The 18,023-nt window shown below is 27.3% G+C and carries 22 protein-coding genes; all 22 read left to right on the top strand.

What is annotated here, in order from left to right:
• Window positions 1-163: 163 nt before the first annotated feature.
• The 22 genes from efp (at window position 164) to spoIVB (ending at window position 18,014) form a co-directional block, all read left to right on the top strand.
• Window positions 164-721 (top strand): elongation factor P, encoded by a 558-nt coding sequence (gene efp, locus NG918_RS10140; RefSeq protein ID WP_252213346.1) that lies wholly within the window; start codon window positions 164-166, stop codon window positions 719-721.
• 86 nt (window positions 722-807) lie between these two features.
• Window positions 808-1,173, top strand: coding sequence for a CD1247 N-terminal domain-containing protein (locus tag NG918_RS10135; protein WP_252213349.1), 366 nt, complete (start codon window positions 808-810; stop codon window positions 1,171-1,173).
• A 342-nt stretch (window positions 1,174-1,515) separates the two neighbouring features.
• Window positions 1,516-2,436 (top strand): stage III sporulation protein AA, encoded by a 921-nt coding sequence (gene spoIIIAA, locus NG918_RS10130; protein ID WP_252226015.1) that lies wholly within the window; start codon window positions 1,516-1,518, stop codon window positions 2,434-2,436.
• Window positions 2,424-2,942 (top strand): stage III sporulation protein SpoIIIAB, encoded by a 519-nt coding sequence (gene spoIIIAB, locus NG918_RS10125; RefSeq protein WP_252213354.1) that lies wholly within the window; start codon window positions 2,424-2,426, stop codon window positions 2,940-2,942. The genes spoIIIAA and spoIIIAB overlap by 13 nt, the downstream gene beginning before the upstream one ends.
• Window positions 2,943-2,956: 14 nt before the next feature.
• Window positions 2,957-3,154, top strand: a complete 198-nt coding sequence (gene spoIIIAC / locus NG918_RS10120; RefSeq protein WP_003374374.1) for a stage III sporulation protein AC — start codon at window positions 2,957-2,959, stop codon at window positions 3,152-3,154.
• An 8-nt stretch (window positions 3,155-3,162) separates the two neighbouring features.
• Window positions 3,163-3,546 (top strand): stage III sporulation protein AD, encoded by a 384-nt coding sequence (gene spoIIIAD / locus NG918_RS10115; RefSeq protein WP_252226013.1) that lies wholly within the window; start codon window positions 3,163-3,165, stop codon window positions 3,544-3,546.
• A gap of 11 nt (window positions 3,547-3,557) precedes the next feature.
• Window positions 3,558-4,814, top strand: a complete 1,257-nt coding sequence (spoIIIAE, locus tag NG918_RS10110) for a stage III sporulation protein AE (RefSeq protein ID WP_252226011.1) — start codon at window positions 3,558-3,560, stop codon at window positions 4,812-4,814.
• Between the two features lie 3 nt (window positions 4,815-4,817).
• Complete coding sequence (gene spoIIIAF, locus NG918_RS10105) at window positions 4,818-5,405, top strand: stage III sporulation protein AF (RefSeq protein ID WP_252226009.1); 588 nt, start codon at window positions 4,818-4,820, stop codon at window positions 5,403-5,405.
• A gap of 11 nt (window positions 5,406-5,416) precedes the next feature.
• Window positions 5,417-6,046, top strand: a complete 630-nt coding sequence (spoIIIAG, locus tag NG918_RS10100) for a stage III sporulation protein AG (protein WP_252226007.1) — start codon at window positions 5,417-5,419, stop codon at window positions 6,044-6,046.
• Window positions 6,047-6,086: 40 nt separating this feature from the next.
• Complete coding sequence (locus NG918_RS10095; RefSeq protein ID WP_252213369.1) at window positions 6,087-6,632, top strand: SpoIIIAH-like family protein; 546 nt, start codon at window positions 6,087-6,089, stop codon at window positions 6,630-6,632.
• A 116-nt stretch (window positions 6,633-6,748) separates the two neighbouring features.
• Window positions 6,749-7,129, top strand: a complete 381-nt coding sequence (locus tag NG918_RS10090) for an Asp23/Gls24 family envelope stress response protein (RefSeq protein WP_252213372.1) — start codon at window positions 6,749-6,751, stop codon at window positions 7,127-7,129.
• Between the two features lie 118 nt (window positions 7,130-7,247).
• The gene (gene nusB, locus NG918_RS10085; RefSeq protein WP_252226005.1) at window positions 7,248-7,649 is read left to right on the top strand and encodes a transcription antitermination factor NusB; all 402 of its coding nucleotides are present in this window, start codon (window positions 7,248-7,250) and stop codon (window positions 7,647-7,649) included.
• Between the two features lie 22 nt (window positions 7,650-7,671).
• On the top strand, window positions 7,672-8,520 hold the full coding sequence (locus NG918_RS10080) for a bifunctional methylenetetrahydrofolate dehydrogenase/methenyltetrahydrofolate cyclohydrolase (protein ID WP_252225996.1): 849 nt from the start codon (window positions 7,672-7,674) through the stop codon (window positions 8,518-8,520).
• Window positions 8,510-9,709: an exodeoxyribonuclease VII large subunit gene (gene xseA / locus NG918_RS10075; RefSeq protein ID WP_252225994.1), complete on the top strand. Its 1,200-nt coding sequence runs from the start codon at window positions 8,510-8,512 to the stop codon at window positions 9,707-9,709. Before NG918_RS10080 ends, xseA begins: the two co-directional genes overlap by 11 nt.
• A gap of 12 nt (window positions 9,710-9,721) precedes the next feature.
• Entirely contained in the window at window positions 9,722-9,946 is a 225-nt protein-coding gene (xseB, locus tag NG918_RS10070; protein ID WP_252213384.1) for an exodeoxyribonuclease VII small subunit, read from the top strand.
• Entirely contained in the window at window positions 9,933-10,802 is an 870-nt protein-coding gene (locus NG918_RS10065; protein WP_252213387.1) for a polyprenyl synthetase family protein, read from the top strand. The genes xseB and NG918_RS10065 overlap by 14 nt, the downstream gene beginning before the upstream one ends.
• A gap of 17 nt (window positions 10,803-10,819) precedes the next feature.
• Entirely contained in the window at window positions 10,820-12,679 is a 1,860-nt protein-coding gene (dxs, locus tag NG918_RS10060) for a 1-deoxy-D-xylulose-5-phosphate synthase (RefSeq protein ID WP_252213390.1), read from the top strand.
• Window positions 12,680-12,695: 16 nt separating this feature from the next.
• Complete coding sequence (locus tag NG918_RS10055; RefSeq protein WP_252213393.1) at window positions 12,696-13,505, top strand: TlyA family RNA methyltransferase; 810 nt, start codon at window positions 12,696-12,698, stop codon at window positions 13,503-13,505.
• 17 nt (window positions 13,506-13,522) lie between these two features.
• A complete protein-coding gene (locus NG918_RS10050; RefSeq protein ID WP_252213396.1) occupies window positions 13,523-14,377 on the top strand; it encodes an NAD(+)/NADH kinase in 855 nt (284 codons plus the stop codon).
• Window positions 14,374-14,826 (top strand): arginine repressor, encoded by a 453-nt coding sequence (locus NG918_RS10045; RefSeq protein ID WP_252213399.1) that lies wholly within the window; start codon window positions 14,374-14,376, stop codon window positions 14,824-14,826. Before NG918_RS10050 ends, NG918_RS10045 begins: the two co-directional genes overlap by 4 nt.
• A gap of 18 nt (window positions 14,827-14,844) precedes the next feature.
• Window positions 14,845-16,533 carry a DNA repair protein RecN gene (recN, locus tag NG918_RS10040; protein ID WP_252213401.1) on the top strand — a complete coding sequence of 563 codons (1,689 nt, stop codon included), beginning with the start codon at window positions 14,845-14,847 and terminating at the stop codon, window positions 16,531-16,533.
• A 290-nt stretch (window positions 16,534-16,823) separates the two neighbouring features.
• Entirely contained in the window at window positions 16,824-18,014 is a 1,191-nt protein-coding gene (gene spoIVB, locus NG918_RS10035) for a SpoIVB peptidase (protein WP_252225990.1), read from the top strand.
• Window positions 18,015-18,023 lie beyond the last annotated feature (9 nt).

Genomic DNA, 18,023 nt, shown 5'->3' with positions numbered 1-18,023 from the left:
TATTTTGTAGACTTTTTTTATTTAAAGTAGAGAGAAATAATTGCAATTATTTCTTTCTTTTGATAAAATATCATTGTTATGTCGAAGTTTACAACAATTGAACTTTAGTATATAAATATTAATTTAGATTGTAATTATTTTATAAATTTTGGAGGGATATTTAATGATATCAGCAGGAGACTTAAGAAAAGGTGTAACTTTTGAGTTCGATGGACAAGTGTTTACAGTTACAGATTTTTTACATGTAAAACCAGGTAAAGGAGCTGCCTTCGTAAGAACTAAGCTTAGAAACGTAATTTCAGGAGGAGTTGTAGATAGAACATTTAATCCAACTGAAAAATTACAAGAAGCTGTAATAGAAAGAAAAGAAATGCAATATCTTTATTCAGATGGAGAATTATATTACTTCATGGATCAAGAAACTTTTGAACAAATTCCTTTAAATGCTGAAAAGGTTGAAGATGCAATAAAATTCTTAAAAGAAAATATGTTTGCAGTTATAAAATTCTTTAAAGGAAGTGCTTTCTCAGTAGAAGCACCAAATTTTGTTGAATTACAAATAACATATACTGAACCAGGTGTTAAAGGTAATACAGCTACAAACTCATTAAAGCCAGCTACAGTTGAAACAGGAGCAATAGTTAATGTTCCAATGTTTGTTAACGATGGCGATGTTATAAGAATAGATACTAGAACAGGAGAATACATGGAAAGAGTTTAAGCTCTGTATGTATTTAAGGTTTTAATACTAAATAAAGTTGCTAAGTTATTTCTTAGCAACTTTATTTATAAAAGGAAGTGGGAAACATGGAAAAACTAAGGAATCAAATTAATGAGTTAAAGTTAAATTTATCTAATATTGAAAGTGAAGAATATAAAAACTATTTTTCATCAATAGTATCAATTTTAGAAACTATGGATAGTAAAATTGAAGAATTAACTGTAAATCAAGAAACTATAGAAGAAAACATTAGATTTATGGATGATGACTTAAGTGGTCTTCAAGAGGAACTTTTTGAAGAAGTATCAATAGATGAACTAAATGAATTAGAAGATGAATATGTAGAAGCTACTTGTTGCCATTGTGGCAATACAGTTTTTGCAGAACAATCAACTTTAAAAAATAATAATGAAATTCCATGTCCATATTGCAATAAGAATATTAAAGGCTAAATATTTAATGTCCATAGTTTTACTATGGCTTTTTTTATTTTTTAGGAAATTATAAAAATCTTATGCCACACCATTATTACATCATTGTGTTTGGAAAGGGTACATGGCTAAAAGAATCTGCGTTACAAAAGTCGCCTTGGCAATTTTTTTATAAAGAAATATATATCTAAATTTAAAGTTTATGTATATATAATACGATGCATATAGTATTTTAAACACAATTTTTCATATGATTTTAAAGGTATGTAATTTAATTTTACATATCTTTTTTTATTTAACAGTAATATTTTAATTTTTATATAAATATTAATAACTAAGAAAAACATTAGAGGAGGAAGTGAGATGAAAGATGATAGTGATTTCTTAAATATATTTCCAAGTAATATATTTAATGTACTTAAAGATAAATGTAAACTAGAACAACTTTATGAAATAAGGATAAAAATAGATAAACCCATTATAGTTTATTCTAATAAAGGAGAATCAATTGTAGCATATAATCCATCAAAGGAAGAGATGAAATCAATAATACAAAAAATATCTAATTATTCACTATATGCTTATGAAGAAGATATAAAACAAGGTTTTATAACAATTAAAGGTGGACATAGAATAGGTATTGCTGGCGAATGTGTTATGTGCAATGGTGAAGTAAAAACTATTAGAAATATATCATCTATAAATGTTAGATTTTGCAGAGAAGTTATAGGATGTTCAAATAAAATTATGAAATATATAGTTAGTGGAGATAGGATTTATAATACAATAATTATTTCTCCACCTAAATGTGGAAAGACAACAATTTTAAGAGATATATCTAGAAACATATCAAATGGAATGAAATTATTAGGTTTAAATGGTAAAAAGGTTTCTGTAATTGATGAAAGAAGTGAAATTGGAGCTTGTTACTTTGGAGTTCCTCAAAGTGATTTAGGAATTAGAACAGATATTTTAGATAATTGTTTGAAAAAAGAAGGAATGATTATGTCAATAAGAAGTTTATCACCAGAGGTATTAATTTGTGATGAAATTGGCACTAAAGGAGATATTGAAGCATTAATTATGGCATTTAATTCTGGAGTAAATATAATTACAAGTATTCATGGATTTACAATTGAGGATATTTATAAACGTAAAGTATTTAAGGAACTTATTGATAATCAAATACTTGAAAGAGCTATTATTTTAAGTTCAAGACAAGGGGTAGGCACTATAGAAAAAGTTTATAAATTAAGAGGAGAAGAAAAAATATGCTTAAATTAGTACTTATCTTTATGCTATTTTTAACTATTTCTTATATTGGCTTTTTATATGGTGAAACTTTTAGAAAAAGATACATTCAACTTAAGGAAATTTTAAAAAATTTAATAATATTGCAAAATGAAATTTTATATGGAAGTACACCTTTGCCAGAAGCATTAAGTAATATTCAGAAAAAGACAATTAAACCATTAAATACTCTAATAGGTAATGTAAATGAAAAGTTATGTGAAGGTGAAGCAGAAAGTGTATATAGTGCTTTTAGTAGTGAATATATTTTTTTAGAAGAAGAGTTTTATTTATCAGATAGTGATAAAAATTTTTTAATAGATTTCATAAAGTCTTTAGGAGAATCTGGACTTTATGGCCAAGAAAAAATTTTTAATTTAGTAATAGAAAATATAAGGAGCAATTTAAAAGAGGCAGAAGAGGAATCTAAAAAAAATATAAAAGTATATAGATATTTAGGGATATGCATTGGTGCTATGATTACAATATTTTTAATTTAGGTGGTGAATTTATTATGCACGATATAAGCATTCTTTTTAAAATTGGAGGGGCAGGAATATTACTTGTGATACTCGATAAGGTATTAACAAGTAGTGGAAAAGGTGATGTTGCAGCTATAACTAATATTGCAGGTACTGTAATACTCTTATTAATGATAGTTTCTCTTATTGGAGACTTGTTTAACACAGTAAAAACTATGTTCGTAATGTAGGTGATTTTATGTTAATAGTAAAAGTTATAGCCTTAGCCTTTGTTGGTTTGTTTCTAACTTTAATTTTTAAAAATAGCAAATCTGAAATGACTACATTTATTTCTTTAACAGTTGGTACTTTAATATTATTTTTTATGATAGGTCAAGTACAAGAAATAATTACATTTTTAAAAACTGTAGCAGATAGAGCTAATATAGATACATTTTATATTGGAGTTATCCTAAAAATTTTAGCAATTGCTTATTTAGCTTCATTTACAAGTGAATTATGTAAAGATGCTGGAGCTTCAAGTATAGCAACTAAAGTAGAGTTTTCAGGAAAAATAATGATTTTAGTATTAGCAATTCCAATTCTTATGGCTGTATTAAATTCTATACTACAGATAATGTAGGTGAAATAGATATGAAGATAATAAAAAGATGTACAATATTTTTTTTGATAAGTATTATTGTTATTTCTGTATTAAATTGTATCTTTATACCAGAAAAATCAGTATATGCTTTTGAACAAAATAACTTAAGTACAAGCAGTAATTCTCATGATAATAAAAGTGAATCTATAATGGATGAAATCACAATAGATAGTTTAGATGATAGTACACAAAAACAAATAAATAATTTATATGAGTATATAAATAAAATGAAAAATAATGTAGAGCTCATGAATGATCTAGATCCCATTCAATATATCAAGGAATACATTAAAAATGGTGAAGGTGATTTTAATATAAAATCCTTGAGCAAGGCATTAACGAGTATATTATTTAAGGAAGTTAGAAGTGTATTAAAACTTATAATATCAATAGTTACAATAGTTATAATCTGTTCACTAATTAAAAATTTACAAGATGCATTTTCAAATGACAATGTATCGGAAATAGCTTTTTATGCATGTTATGCGTTGATAATAATGATTCTTTCAAAGAGTTTTATTATATCTATAGGTGTTGCAAAAGAAGTTATATTAAATATCTCTGATTTTATGGCTGCATTATTACCGGTGCTTATAACAATGATAGCTATGGTAGGAGGATTAACTCAGGCAGCAACATTAGACCCTATTATTTTAGCAGCTGTAGTGTTTATACCGAGAATTTATTCTAATATTATAATTCCACTTATATTAATGGGGTTTGTATTAGAGTTTGCAAATAATTTATCTAATGATCATAAGATTACGAATCTTTGTAAACTTTTAAAACAGTGTACTTTATGGATGCAAGGAATAATAATAACTGTTTTTATTGGTGTTTTAACAGTAAGAGGAATTACATCAAAAACAATAGATGCAGTTACGTTAAAAACTACTAAATTTGCGGTTGATAATTTCATACCTATAGTAGGAAAGACATTTTCTGATGCTATTGCTTCTATTGCAGGATATTCATTAATAATTAAAAATGCAATAAGTTCAGTAGGACTATTAATTATAGTATTAATGCTTTTATACCCAATAATAAAATTAGTACTTATGACAGTGATATATAAATTAGCTGCAGCGTTAATAGAACCAATAAGTGATTCTAGAATAACTAATTCAGTGGCGGCAGCAGGAAATTCAATGACGTTAATTATATCATGTGTTTTAAGCGTAAGTTTAATGTTTTTTATTTTAATAGCTCTTGTTGCATCCTCAGGGCTGTTTATAGTGGGAGGATAAGACATGCATTTGTTAAAGGAACTCGTAACAACCTTAGTTACTGCACTTATATTTATAACGGCAATAGAACTTATAAGCCCTAATAATGGTATGAAAAAATATCTAAAGTTTATATTAGGGTTAGTTTTAATAACCATAATATTAAATCCAATAGTGAAAATTATTTCAAATGGAGAAGACAGTATATATGAGTCTATAAGTAATTATGAAGACGTATTCTCTAATTATAAAAATGAAATTAAAAGTAGTGATGAGGATAAGTTAAAGGATGGAGATTTAAGAAAACAAGCTTTTGAAGAAAATTTTAATAAGAATTGTGAAAGTTTACTTAAATCTGAATATCCAAATAAAAACTTTAAAAGTGATGTTGAATGTATAGTTAATTTTAATAACATGATTTTTGATATAAAAAAAATAAAAATAGGTATAAGCGAAAAGTCAGTAAGTAAAATTAAAAAGGTGATAATTAATAAAAGTGATAAATATTATGAAGAGAATCAAAATAGCCAGTATAAAGAAATAGTGACATTTATAAGTGAACAGCTAGATATTCCTAAAGAGAAAATAGAAGTATATAAAATAGAGGAATAGGAGATGAGTTTATGGATAAAAAAAAATTTTCTAATAATCTAAAGAAAATACTAGGCGAAAAAAAATTAAGCAATCTTATTTCTATTTGCTTAGTATTAGCATTTATATTTGTGACCATGAATGTATTATTACCAAAGAATAAATATATAAATAAGAGTAATGACATTATTTATAAAGAAGACAAAAAAGAAAGTCCAAAAGAAAATGAAGTAAGCACTTCAACGACTATTTCAGGTGATCAAAAAACATATGAAGAAAATCAAAAGGTGGAATTAAAAAATATATTAAAAAAGATGGAGGGGGTAGGAGAAGTTGACGTAATGATTTCATTTGAAAGTGGAGAAGAAAAAATTCCAGCATATGATACTAATGCTCAAGTATCAACTACGGAAGAAACGGATACTGAAGGAGGAAAGAGAACTAATAATCAAAAAAATGATGGTGCAACAGTTGTTATGACAAGTAAAGACGGTGGAAATGAACCATTTATTTTAAGAACATATAAACCAAAAATAACAGGTGCTGTTGTTGTTGCAGAAGGTGCAGAAAATAGTAAAACAAAATATAACATTGAGCAAGCAATTTCAAAATTATATAACTTAACTTTGGATAAGGTTAATGTATATCCGATGAAGAAGTAGCATATAATTTAAAAGATAAAAAGGATGGGAGGAAAATATTATGAAAAGGAAACAATTAGGTATAATCTTTACTTTGTTAGCATTAATATTATGTGTAGGGGTGTTAGCAGCAAAGTTAAATAAGGGAGGACTAAACGATCCGACTGATTTAAGTGCAGTATTATCAACAGAAAATGTAGGGGTAAGTGAGGAAAAAGGAGAAGTAGCTAAAGCAGATGATGATAAAGCTACATTAAGTCAAAATGAATACTTCTTTCAATCTAGAAGTGAAAGAGAACAACAAGAAAGTGCAACAATTCAAAGCTTAAAAGCGTTAGTAGCAGATGAAAATACATCTAAGGAAAAGAAGGAAGATGCAAATAAGGAATTGACAGAAAGAATTTTAAGAAAAGATAATGAAGGAAGAGTTGAATTAAACATAAAAAATAAAGGATATGAAGATGCATTATGTATGATTGATGACAAGAAAGCAACAGTAATAGTAAAGTCAGCAAACACTCTTGAAGAGAAAGATAGCATTGCCATTCAAGAAATAGTACAAAATGTATCAAAGATAAAAGATGTAGTAATACAAGTTCAAAAATAACATAATTATAGCTTTGAAAAATAATATAAGTTTAATTGTAATGTTAAATCATATTTGTTATAATAAACGTAAGATTAACATGTTTTGTTATTACAAAACCTAGGAGGGTGAAAAGCATGGAAAGTTTGAATAAAGAAGATAACGTTGGTATCGTAAAAATATCAGACGAAGTAGTAAGCGTTATTGCAGGCATTGCCGCACAAGAAATTGACGGCGTTAGTGATTACCAAATAGGGGGCTCAAATAACTTATCAAGCATTTTAAAGGGTAAAAAGTCATTAGGGAAGTCAACAAAGGTTACTTTGCTTGATGATAAAGCAACTATAGATATAAATTTAAGCGTCGAGTATGGTGTAAAAATAATGGAGGTAGTTTCACAAGTTCAAGATAATGTAAAAAGAACGGTTGAAGCTATGACTGGATTAGTAGTAGAAGCAGTAAATGTGTATGTTCAAAACATTTATATGCCGAAAAAAGAAGAAGTTGAATCTAAGTAGTATCTAAATTTCACCCTCTGAATTTCAGAGGGTGTTTCCATGCTAGATATTATTTAGAGAATAAATTTCAACAAAAATGACAAGAATTAAGAAGAATTTAAAGTACGTGGAGGATCAGATGAATAGAAAACTATCAAGAGAAAAAGCAATGGAATTATTATTTGGGATGACATTAAACACTGATAATTATGAGGAAACATTAGAAAACTTTATAGACAATTATGAAAGTGATATAAAAGAATTAGATATAACATACATAAAGAGAATATTAATAGGGGTAGAAAATAATAAACATAACATAGATGAGGCTATATCAAAGAATTTATGTAATTGGAAAATAGATAGAATATCAAAGGTTAATTTATGTATATTAAGATTAGCTGTATATGAATTATTACATGATGAAGAAATTCCAAACAGAGTTGCAATAAATGAAGCATTAGAAATAACAAAGAAATATTCAGATGAAAAAAGCGTTTCATTTATAAATGGAGTTTTAGATAATATCTTAAAAAAATAAAATATAAGGGGCGAAAATAAAAATGGGGCAAATTATAAACGGAAAAGAAGTAGCATTAAAGATAAAAGAAGAAATAAAAACTTTTGTTGAAGAAAGAAAAAATAATAAACTTAGGATTCCAAAGATTGCATCTATATTAGTTGGAAATGATGGGGGATCAATTTATTATATGTCAAGTCAAGAAAAGGTGGCTAATTCTTTAGGTATAGATTTTTTAAAGATTATATTAGAAGAAGATGTTACTGATGAATATGTTATAAATGAGATTCATAAATTAAATGAAGATGTTAATATTCAAGGCATAATGCTTCAATTACCATTACCTAAGCATTTAAACGAAAAAAAGATAATAAAAGAGATATCTGTTAAAAAGGATATAGATTGTCTTACATTTGAAAGTCAAGGTAAATTGTATATGGGGGAAAAAGGATTTTTACCATGTACACCTAATTCAGTTGTAACTTTAATTAAGAGTCTTAATATTGATATAACTGGTAAGGAAGTAGTTGTTCTTGGAAGAAGTAATATAGTAGGAAAGCCAGTAGCACAACTTTTATTAAATGAAAATGCAACAGTTACTATATGTCATTCTAAAACAAAAAATTTAAAAGAAGTATGTAGTAAAGCAGACATATTAGTTGTAGCAATTGGTAAACCTAAGTTTATAGATGAAGAATACATAAAAGAAAATGCAATAGTTATTGACGTAGGTACTTCATCTTTTGAAGGTAAAATAACAGGCGATGTTAATTTTGACAAGGTAATAGATAAAGCTTCTTTCGTAACACCAGTACCAGGTGGAGTTGGAGCTTTAACTACTACTCTTTTAATAAAAAATTCATGTGAGGCTTTAAAGGAATATGAAGATTAAAACTTTAACTGTTTCAGATCTAACAAACTATATAAAAAAAGTAATTGATAATGACTTTATTTTAAATAATCTCTCTGTAAAAGGGGAGATTTCTAATTTAAAGTTCCATAGCAGTGGGCATATTTATTTTTCTTTAAAAGATAACAATCGTAAAGTAAATTGTGTTATGTTTAAAAGTAAAGCAAGTCTTTTAAATATTGCCTTAGAAGATGGTATGGAAGTTATGGTAAAGGGAAGAGCATCTATTTATACAGCTACAGGGAGTTTTCAACTTTATTGTGATGAGATAAAAAAAGAAGGGCAAGGAGAGTTATTTATAAAATTCGAAGCTCTTAAAGAAAAATTATCAAAGTCTGGATATTTTGATGAAAAGTATAAAAAAAATATCCCTATGTACGCTAAAAGAATAGGTGTTATAACCTCATCAACAGGTGCAGTAATAAGAGATATAATAAATGTAACTAAAAGAAGAAACTCATTAGTAGACATAATATTATATCCAGCTAAGGTTCAAGGTGACGGTGCATATAAAGAAATAATTGCAGGAATTGAATATTTTAATAAGAAGAAAAATATAGATCTAATAATAGTTGGAAGAGGTGGAGGTTCTATAGAAGAATTATGGAACTTTAATGAAGAAGAACTTGCAAAAGTTATATTTAATTCTAAGCTTCCTATTATTTCAGCAGTAGGTCATGAAGTCGATTTTACAATTTCAGATTTTGTTTCTGATGTAAGAGCAGCAACACCGTCACAAGCAGCTGAAATAGCAGTTCCGCTATTAAGTGATATAAACACAAGAATTTATGAAATATCAAAATCATTAGATTATGAAATACAAAAGAAATTAAAAGATTGCAAAAGTAGATTAGAGTCAAATGAGAGAATTTTAAAATTACATTCTCCAATGTCAAAAATAGTAAACTCATATTTAGAAATTGATAAATTAAAAGATAGATTATATTTTGCAATAGATATAAAAATAAAAAGAGAAAAGCAAAAGATAGAATCATTAAATAATTTATTAAGCGCTAATAATCCTATAAAGGTACTTAATAAAGGATATGCTATAATAGAGGATGAAAATAATAAGATCATTAAAGAAATATCACAATTAGATGAAAAAAAAGAAATAAGTATTTCTTTAAGTGATGGAAAAATTAAAGGGAATTTTATACCTATTAAGTAAGGAGAGTATTATATGGCAAAGAAAGAAAGCTATGAAGATATGCTTGGTAAACTTCAAGATATTTTGAGTACTTTAGAAGATGATAATTTAAACCTTGAAGAGGGTATGAAATCTTATGAAGATGGAGTAAAATTAGTAAATAAACTTTATAAAACTTTAAATTCATATGAAGGAAAAATATCTGTAATTAAGGAAGAGAAAGAAGTGGAGTTTGAAAGTCAAGATGGAGATAGATAATTTAAAAAATGCAATAGATAATTATTTAAAAAATTATTTTACAAATAGAAGTTCTTATAATAAAGCTGTTTATGAATCAGCAGGATATAGTGTAAATATAGGTGGAAAAAGAATACGTCCAACATTACTTATATTAACTTATTCTTTATATAAAGATAATATAGAAAAAATAATGCCAATGGCAGCTGCAATTGAAATGATACATACTTATTCTTTAATACATGATGATCTTCCATGCATGGATGATGATGATTTAAGAAGAGGTAAACCAACAAATCATAAGATTTTCGGTGAAAATATTGCAGTTTTAGCAGGTGATGCATTATTAAATGAAGCTATGACTTTACTTATGAAAAGTTCATTAGAATTAGGAGAAAGTGCTTTAAAAGCTTCTTATGAAATTTCAAAAGCAGCAGGCGCAGAAGGAATGATAGGCGGTCAAGTTGTTGATGTATTAAGTGAAGGAAGCGAAATATCAAAAGAAGAATTAGAATATATGCACGAAAAAAAGACAGGGGAACTTATAAGAGTATCAATAGTAGCTGGTGGTATTTTAGCAAAAGTTCCAAGTGGTGATATAGAAGCTTTAAATGAATATGGTAAAAAATTAGGCTTAGCTTTTCAAATAAAAGATGATATATTAGATATAGTAGGAACAGAAGAAACATTAGGCAAAGCAACTAATAGAGATAAAGAATTAAACAAAACTAATTTTATAACTGTTTATGGATTAGAAAAATGTGAAGAGCTTTGTAAAATGTTAACTGATGAATGTATAAAAATTTTAGATAACTTAAGTGTAGACGCTAGTTTATTAAAAGAATTAACTTATAATCTTTTAAATAGACTAAATTAAAAAAGGGAATGGTTATTATGAAATCATTATTAGATAGTTTAAATTTTCCAAAAGATTTAAATAATTTGAGTGATAGTGATACAGAGAGATTAAGCAAAGAAATAAGGCGATTTTTAATAGAAAGTGTTTCCAAAACAGGGGGACATTTATCATCTAACTTAGGTGTTGTAGAGCTTACTTTAAGTCTTATGAAATCTTTTGATTTTGAAAAAGATAAAATAGTATGGGATGTAGGACACCAAAGTTATGTGTATAAGATTTTAACTGGTAGAAAAGGTGAGTTTAAAAATCTTAGACAGTTTGATGGTCTAAGTGGATTTCCAAAGAGAAATGAAAGCAAGTATGATTATTTTGACACAGGTCATAGTAGTACTTCAATATCAGCTGGACTTGGAATGGCAAGAGCTAGGGATTTAAAGAAAGAAAAGTACACTGTAGTTTCTGTAATCGGAGATGGAGCTTTAACAGGTGGAATGGCATTAGAAGCTTTAAATGATGTTGGTTTTAGAAAAACTAAAATGGTGATAATTTTAAACGATAACCAAATGTCTATTTCACTTAATGTTGGGGGACTTTCTAGATATTTAAATAAATTAAGAATGGGCCAAACATATAATAAATTAAAAGCTAATATAAATACATCTCTTGGTTCATCTGATTTAGGAAAAGATCTTATTTCTAAAATGTCAAAAGTAAAAGATAGTATAAAGCAATTAGTTGTGCCTTCAATGTTTTTTGAAAATATGGGAGTAAAATATATAGGTCCTATTGATGGTCATGATATAAAAGCAATGAACGAAGTTTTCAGTAAAGTTAAAGATATAGAAGGTCCTGTTATAATACACACAGTAACTCAAAAAGGTAGAGGATATTCATTAGCAGAAAAAAGTCCATCTAAGTATCATGGAATTCCACCTAGTAATGATAAAAAGGAAGAACCAAACAAAGCTTGCAAGGAAACATATTCTAAAGCTTTTGGTAATGCATTAATGGATATAGCAAAAGAAGAAAAAGAACTAGTTGCTATAACAGCAGCTATGCCAGACGGAACTGGACTAAAAGATTTTTCTACTACTTATCCAGAAAGATTTTTTGATGTTGGAATAGCAGAACAACATGCAGTAACATTAGCAGCAGGAATGGCAGCTAATGGATTAAAGCCTGTATTTGCAGTATATTCTACTTTTTTACAAAGAGGATTTGATCAGGTAATACATGATGTGTGCATTCAAAACTTACCTGTAATATTTGCTATAGATAGAGCAGGAATAGTAGGAGAAGATGGAGAAACTCATCAAGGAATTATGGATGTAAGTTATTTGTCAATGATGCCTAATATGACAATAGTAGCTCCTAAATGTACAGAAGAAATTTTAAGTTTATTAAAATGGGCAATAAAAAGGAATTCACCTGTAGCCATAAGATATCCAAGAGGTAAAGATGTTGTTTGTAATTTAGATGCTTTAAAAGAGATAAATTATGGAAAATGGGAAATTGCAAGTGAAGGAAATAAGATATGCATTATAGCTAGCGGAAGAATGCTTCAACATGCACTTTTAGCAAAGGAAATACTAAAAGAAAAAGGAATAAATCCTAAGATAATAAATGCAACTTTTATAAAGCCAATAGATGAACATTTATTAAAGAATTTAAAAGAAGAAGGATATGATATTTTAACTATTGAGGATAATATTATATGTGGAGGCCTCGGAATAGCTATTCTAGAATATTTAAATTGTATAAATTATAAGGGAAATATGAAATTATTAGGATATGATGATGAATTTATCCCACAAGGAAATGTAGAAATACTTTATAAAACATATGGATTAGATCCTGTAAGTATAAGTAATACAATCCTTAAACTTTATAATTAAAAGGAGAATATAATATATGGCAGAAAAAAAGGAAAGACTTGATATACTTTTAGTAGAAAAGGGTATAATTACTTCTAGGGATAGAGCTAAGGCTTGTATTATGGAAGGTAAAGTATTTGTTGATGGTCAAAGAGTTGATAAAGCAGGAGAAAAAGTAAGTATAAATGCTAACATAGAATATAAAGGCGCAAAACTTAAATACGTGAGTAGAGGTGGACTTAAACTAGAAAAAGCTATGAAGTCCTATGATATATCTTTAGAAGATAAGGTATGTATGGATATAGGGGCATCTACTGGTGGATTTACTGATTGTATGCTTCAAAATGGAGCAAAGAAAGTGTATTCAGTAGATGTAGGATATGGTCAGTTTGCATGGAAATTAAGAACTGATGAAAGAGTAGTATGCATGGAAAGAACTAATATTAGATATGTTACATTAGAAGATATTGGTGAACCTTTAGATTTTGCATCAATAGATGTATCTTTTATATCATTAAAAAAGATAATGCCAGCAACATTAGGACTTTTAAAGGATACTGGTGAAGTGGTAGCTTTAATAAAGCCACAATTTGAAGCAGGTCGTGAAAAAGTTGGTAAAAAAGGCGTTGTTAGAGAAATTAGTACACATAAAGAAGTAGTGTATGGAATAATTGAATTCCTTAAAAATGAAAACTTAAATATCCTAGGGGTAGGATATTCTCCAATAAAAGGCCCAGAGGGAAACCGAGAATACTTAGTCTATTTTACAAAAGATAATGAAAAAGAAAGTAATTTTCAAATTGATGATGTAGAAAGGGTTATAGAAGAATCTCATAAAGAACTTTAGAGATTTTCGGAGGGGTTATGAAGAATATAGGTATTGCGATAAATCCATCAAAAGACTGTAAAAATACTATTTTAAATATGGTGAAAGAAAAAATTGAAAATATTTGCAATATTACTAATATTGAAGTATACAATAGTTTTGATATAAAAAATTTAAATTTAGGTTCATTAGATTTGCTTATTGTTTTAGGAGGAGATGGAACACTTCTTGGAGTAGCAAGGGAATTGGATGATGATTTTAAGGCACCTATATTAGGAATAAATATAGGTAACTTAGGAGTTTTATCTAGTATAGAAATATCCGATTTAGATTTGGCATTAAAAAAATTGATGACTAAAGATTGTAAAGTACACAAGAGAATGATGTTAAACTGTGAAGTAGATATAAATGAGTCAATAAAGAATATCAAGGCCTTAAATGAAGTTGCAGTAGCAAGAGGAACTTTGTCAAGAATGGTAAAATTCAAGATATTTGTTGATGAAAAATTATATGCTATATTTAAAGGCGATGGACTTATTGTTTCAACTCCTACGGGATCAACAGCGTATTCTTTTTCAGCAGGAGGACCATTTATATATCCTGACTTAGAAGTTATTAGTATAGTGCCTATATGTGGTCATACAAAGAGTATGCATCCAATTGTACTAAAAGGTGATAGTACTATAAAGATAATAGCACAAAATGGCGGAGATCAAATATACTTGACAATAGATGGACAAAGAGCAATAGAAATGAAAGACAATTCTGTTATAACTGTAAAAAAGAATCCAAAGTCATTAAAATTACTGTTATTTAACGATTATGATTATTTTAAAGTAATAAGAAATAAGGTATTAAATAATTCTAAGGAATGTGATGGTGAAGAAATTTGAAATCAAAAAGACATACTAAGATATTAGAAATTATATCATCTAAAGAAATAGAAACTCAGGAAGACTTAGCGGAAGAATTAAAATCACAAGGTTTTGATGTAACTCAAGCAACTGTTTCAAGAGATATCAAAAATTTAAAACTTATTAAAATACAAGGTGCTTCTGGAAATTATAAATATGTTGTATCTTCTGGTGAAGAAAAAAACATAATAGACAGATTAAGTAATATATTATCTAATACGGTTATAAGCGCAGAAAACGTAGATAAGATGGTAGTAATAAAAACTATAAGTGGTTCCGGATCAGCAGCAGCAGAGGCTATAGATAATTTAGAAGGATCCGATATAGCAGGAACAGTAGCGGGAGACAATACAATATTTATACTTCTTAGAAGTTTAGAAAAAGCAGAAGAATTAGTAGCTAAAATAAGAAAAAGAATATCACTATAAATATAAGGATGGGTATATATGTTAATTCAATTGAACATTAAAAATTTTGCATTGATACAAGAAATAACTATGAATTTCAATGAAGGATTTAATATTCTTTCAGGTGAAACAGGAGCAGGTAAATCTATTTTAATTGATGCAATAGATTATGTATTAGGTGGAAAATTTTCGAAAAGTTTAATAAGAACTGGAGAAGATAAAACTTATGTTGAAGCTATATTTACTATTGAAAATAGCTTATTAAAAAATGTATTGATTGAATTGGATATTGAAAGTGACGATGATATGCTAATTGTCTCTAGAGAAACTCATCAAAGTGGGCGAAGTTTAATTAAAGTTAACGGAAAAACTTTTTTAGCATCTCAATTAAAAAAAATAAGAGAAAGATTATTAGATATACATGGTCAACATCAAAATCAAACTCTTCTTCAAAGAAATAGTCATATATTGTACTTAGATGAATTTATAGGAGAAGAAATTCTTAATCACTTAGAAGAATTTACTTCTTTAAAAGATAGTTTATTACAAATCGAAAACAAAATTCAACAAATATGTGGAAATGATGATAGAGATAAACTTTTAGACTATCTTAAATTTCAAATTGAGGATATAGAAAAAGGAAAATTAAAAGAAAAAGAAGAAGAAAATTTAAAAGAAGAATTTAATTTACTATCAAATGCTGAAAAAATAAGCAAGAGTTTAAATTTATCATATGCTTTATTAAATGGTGTTGATGGAGAAAATAGTGTTATAAATTCAATATCAAAGGTAATTCAAGAATTATCGAATATTGAAAATAATTTTGAAAAAGTTAAAAAAAATAGAGAACTAATAGAAGAGGCTTTTTATACAATAGAAGAAGTATCTAGAGATATAAGAAATATAGCTGAAGAAGTTGTATATGATGATGACGCTTTAGAAAAAATAAATGCAAGAATATATGAAATTAATCAATATAAGAAAAAATATGGATCTACTATAACAGAAGTTTTAGAGTATTATAATAAAATAAAAATACAATATAATGATCTTATAAATTCTGAAAAAATCATTGAAGAATTGAATTTGAAAAAGCAAGAAATTATAAAAGAAATGGAAAAAGTATCACTAAAACTTCATGAATTAAGAGTTAATAAAAGCTCTGAATTAAAAGAAAAAATTTTAAATGAACTTAGTTTTGTAGGTCTTGAAAAATCAACTATGGAAATAAGTATAATAAGAGAAGAAAAATTTAATTCTAGAGGTTTTGATGATGTATGCTTTATGATTTCTACAAATCCTGGAGAACCACTTATGCCATTAGAAAAAATATTATCTGGTGGAGAACTTTCAAGAATAATGCTTGCATTAAAATGTGTTTTTGCAGATAAAGATGAAATAGCAACTTTAATTTTTGATGAAATAGATACTGGTATTAGTGGCGTTGTGGCAAAAAGAGTTGGTGAAAAAATGTATCAAGTCTCTAAAAATCACCAAGTTCTATGCATAACACATCTTCCACAAATAGCAATTTTATCAGATTATCATTACTTTGTATCAAAAGTAGTAAAAGAAAATAAGACATTTACTAATATAAGAGTGTTAACAAAAGAAGAAAAAGAGTATCAAATTGGTAGAATGCTTGGTGGCGATGAAGTTACAGAAGCAACATTAAATAATGTGAAAGAAATGATAAAAATTGCCGAGTTAAAAAAATTAGAAATTTAAAAATTAATACATATAGTAATATATTTTGGTAAAAATAAAATCATGTAATGCGTGGTTTTATTTTTTTTTATTGTCCCAAATTTCTTGCAGGCGAGTTCTAAAAGGCAAAAAAATAGAAAAATCCATAATTTTAAGAATGGATTTTATATTTTTTCAAATAACAATAAAAATATATTTATAAAAAATTTAACATGAACTAAAAATTTTTAACTTTTATAACAATGTTAATACAGCATAAGAGGCTTGTCTCATGGGGAAATTAAAATCAGAAGCAAAGGAGGAGGGAAATTATGAAGAAGAAAATATTAAAAACTATTAGTTTAATTACAGCTCCAATCTTGATTCTGGTTTTAATAACTAGTATATATTTAAAAGGTATTCCAAACACAATATATACAAATAAAGATATACCAGTATCTTCGATGATTCCGATAGGAAGTACAATAAATAAAATTGAAGATTACGGGAATAAATACGAGGTTAAGTTATTAGGGTTGATACCAGTAAAGTCATTAGAGGTTCAAAAAGTAAAAAATCTAGAAATTTATCCAGGTGGAAATAGCGTAGGTGTTAGAGTATCTACACAAGGTGTTTTAGTTGTAGGATATTCTGATATAATAATTAATAATGTAACAGAAGAAAGCCCCGGTAAATTAGGTGGAGTTCAATTAGGAGATATAATATTAAAGATTAATGGTGAAGAAGTTGAAAATTGCAAAGATTTAGTAGGTATAATTAAAGATTGCAAAGAATGCAAAATAAAAGTTGACTTATTGAGACATAATGAAAAATTGAGTAGAGAAATAGAACTAAAAAAAGAAGAAAACTCAGATTATAAACTAGGACTATGGATTAGAGATTCTACAGCAGGTGTAGGAACAATGACTTTTATAGATAGTGAATCAAAAAAATTTGGTGCATTAGGTCATCCTATTACCGACTGTGATACAAATGAAGCATTTTTAATTAAAAAAGGTGATTTATTAGAATCATCAATAATAAGCTTAAGAAGAGGTGAAAAAGGATCTCCAGGAGAACTTAAAGGTGTATTTATAAACGAAAATAATGTAAGTGGTAAAATAAAAAGTAATACTGAAAGTGGTATTTTTGGAACAGTTGAAAATATGAATATTATAAAAAGTAATGTAAAACCTATGAAAGTTGGATTTAGAAATGAGATATGTGAGGGTAAGGCAAGTATAATAACGACTATTGACGAATCTGGACCTAAAGAATATGAGATAGAAATAGTTAAACTGTTGGAACAAAATACTCCGGGACCTAAAAGTATGGTGATAAAAGTTACTGATTCTAAGTTATTAGAAAAAACAGGAGGAATAGTTCAAGGAATGAGTGGAAGTCCTATTATTCAAAATAATAAAATTGTAGGAGCAGTAACTCACGTGTTAATAAATAAGCCAGATACAGGTTATGGAATATATATAGAGTGGATGTTAAAAGATGCAGAAATAATAAAATAACATGTAGTA

It is taken from the genome of Clostridium sp. ZBS2, from assembly GCF_023845855.1.
In the GTDB taxonomy this organism is placed as follows: domain Bacteria; phylum Bacillota; class Clostridia; order Clostridiales; family Clostridiaceae; genus Clostridium; species Clostridium aquiflavi.
This window is presented reverse-complemented; position numbering and strand designations above follow the sequence as displayed.

Excerpts from the sequence above, each read along its gene's own strand:
- efp (WP_252213346.1), top strand. The coding sequence starts at position 164 with ATGATATCAGCAGGAGACTTAAGAAAAGGTGTAACTTTTGAGTTCGAT.
- NG918_RS10135 (WP_252213349.1), top strand. The coding sequence starts at position 808 with ATGGAAAAACTAAGGAATCAAATTAATGAGTTAAAGTTAAATTTATCT.
- spoIIIAA (WP_252226015.1), top strand. The coding sequence starts at position 1,516 with ATGAAAGATGATAGTGATTTCTTAAATATATTTCCAAGTAATATATTT.
- spoIIIAB (WP_252213354.1), top strand. The coding sequence starts at position 2,424 with ATGCTTAAATTAGTACTTATCTTTATGCTATTTTTAACTATTTCTTAT.
- spoIIIAC (WP_003374374.1), top strand. The coding sequence starts at position 2,957 with ATGCACGATATAAGCATTCTTTTTAAAATTGGAGGGGCAGGAATATTA.
- spoIIIAD (WP_252226013.1), top strand. The coding sequence starts at position 3,163 with ATGTTAATAGTAAAAGTTATAGCCTTAGCCTTTGTTGGTTTGTTTCTA.
- spoIIIAE (WP_252226011.1), top strand. The coding sequence starts at position 3,558 with ATGAAGATAATAAAAAGATGTACAATATTTTTTTTGATAAGTATTATT.
- spoIIIAF (WP_252226009.1), top strand. The coding sequence starts at position 4,818 with ATGCATTTGTTAAAGGAACTCGTAACAACCTTAGTTACTGCACTTATA.
- spoIIIAG (WP_252226007.1), top strand. The coding sequence starts at position 5,417 with ATGGATAAAAAAAAATTTTCTAATAATCTAAAGAAAATACTAGGCGAA.
- NG918_RS10095 (WP_252213369.1), top strand. The coding sequence starts at position 6,087 with ATGAAAAGGAAACAATTAGGTATAATCTTTACTTTGTTAGCATTAATA.
- NG918_RS10090 (WP_252213372.1), top strand. The coding sequence starts at position 6,749 with ATGGAAAGTTTGAATAAAGAAGATAACGTTGGTATCGTAAAAATATCA.
- nusB (WP_252226005.1), top strand. The coding sequence starts at position 7,248 with ATGAATAGAAAACTATCAAGAGAAAAAGCAATGGAATTATTATTTGGG.
- NG918_RS10080 (WP_252225996.1), top strand. The coding sequence starts at position 7,672 with ATGGGGCAAATTATAAACGGAAAAGAAGTAGCATTAAAGATAAAAGAA.
- xseA (WP_252225994.1), top strand. The coding sequence starts at position 8,510 with ATGAAGATTAAAACTTTAACTGTTTCAGATCTAACAAACTATATAAAA.
- xseB (WP_252213384.1), top strand. The coding sequence starts at position 9,722 with ATGGCAAAGAAAGAAAGCTATGAAGATATGCTTGGTAAACTTCAAGAT.
- NG918_RS10065 (WP_252213387.1), top strand. The coding sequence starts at position 9,933 with ATGGAGATAGATAATTTAAAAAATGCAATAGATAATTATTTAAAAAAT.
- dxs (WP_252213390.1), top strand. The coding sequence starts at position 10,820 with ATGAAATCATTATTAGATAGTTTAAATTTTCCAAAAGATTTAAATAAT.
- NG918_RS10055 (WP_252213393.1), top strand. The coding sequence starts at position 12,696 with ATGGCAGAAAAAAAGGAAAGACTTGATATACTTTTAGTAGAAAAGGGT.
- NG918_RS10050 (WP_252213396.1), top strand. The coding sequence starts at position 13,523 with ATGAAGAATATAGGTATTGCGATAAATCCATCAAAAGACTGTAAAAAT.
- recN (WP_252213401.1), top strand. The coding sequence starts at position 14,845 with ATGTTAATTCAATTGAACATTAAAAATTTTGCATTGATACAAGAAATA.
- spoIVB (WP_252225990.1), top strand. The coding sequence starts at position 16,824 with ATGAAGAAGAAAATATTAAAAACTATTAGTTTAATTACAGCTCCAATC.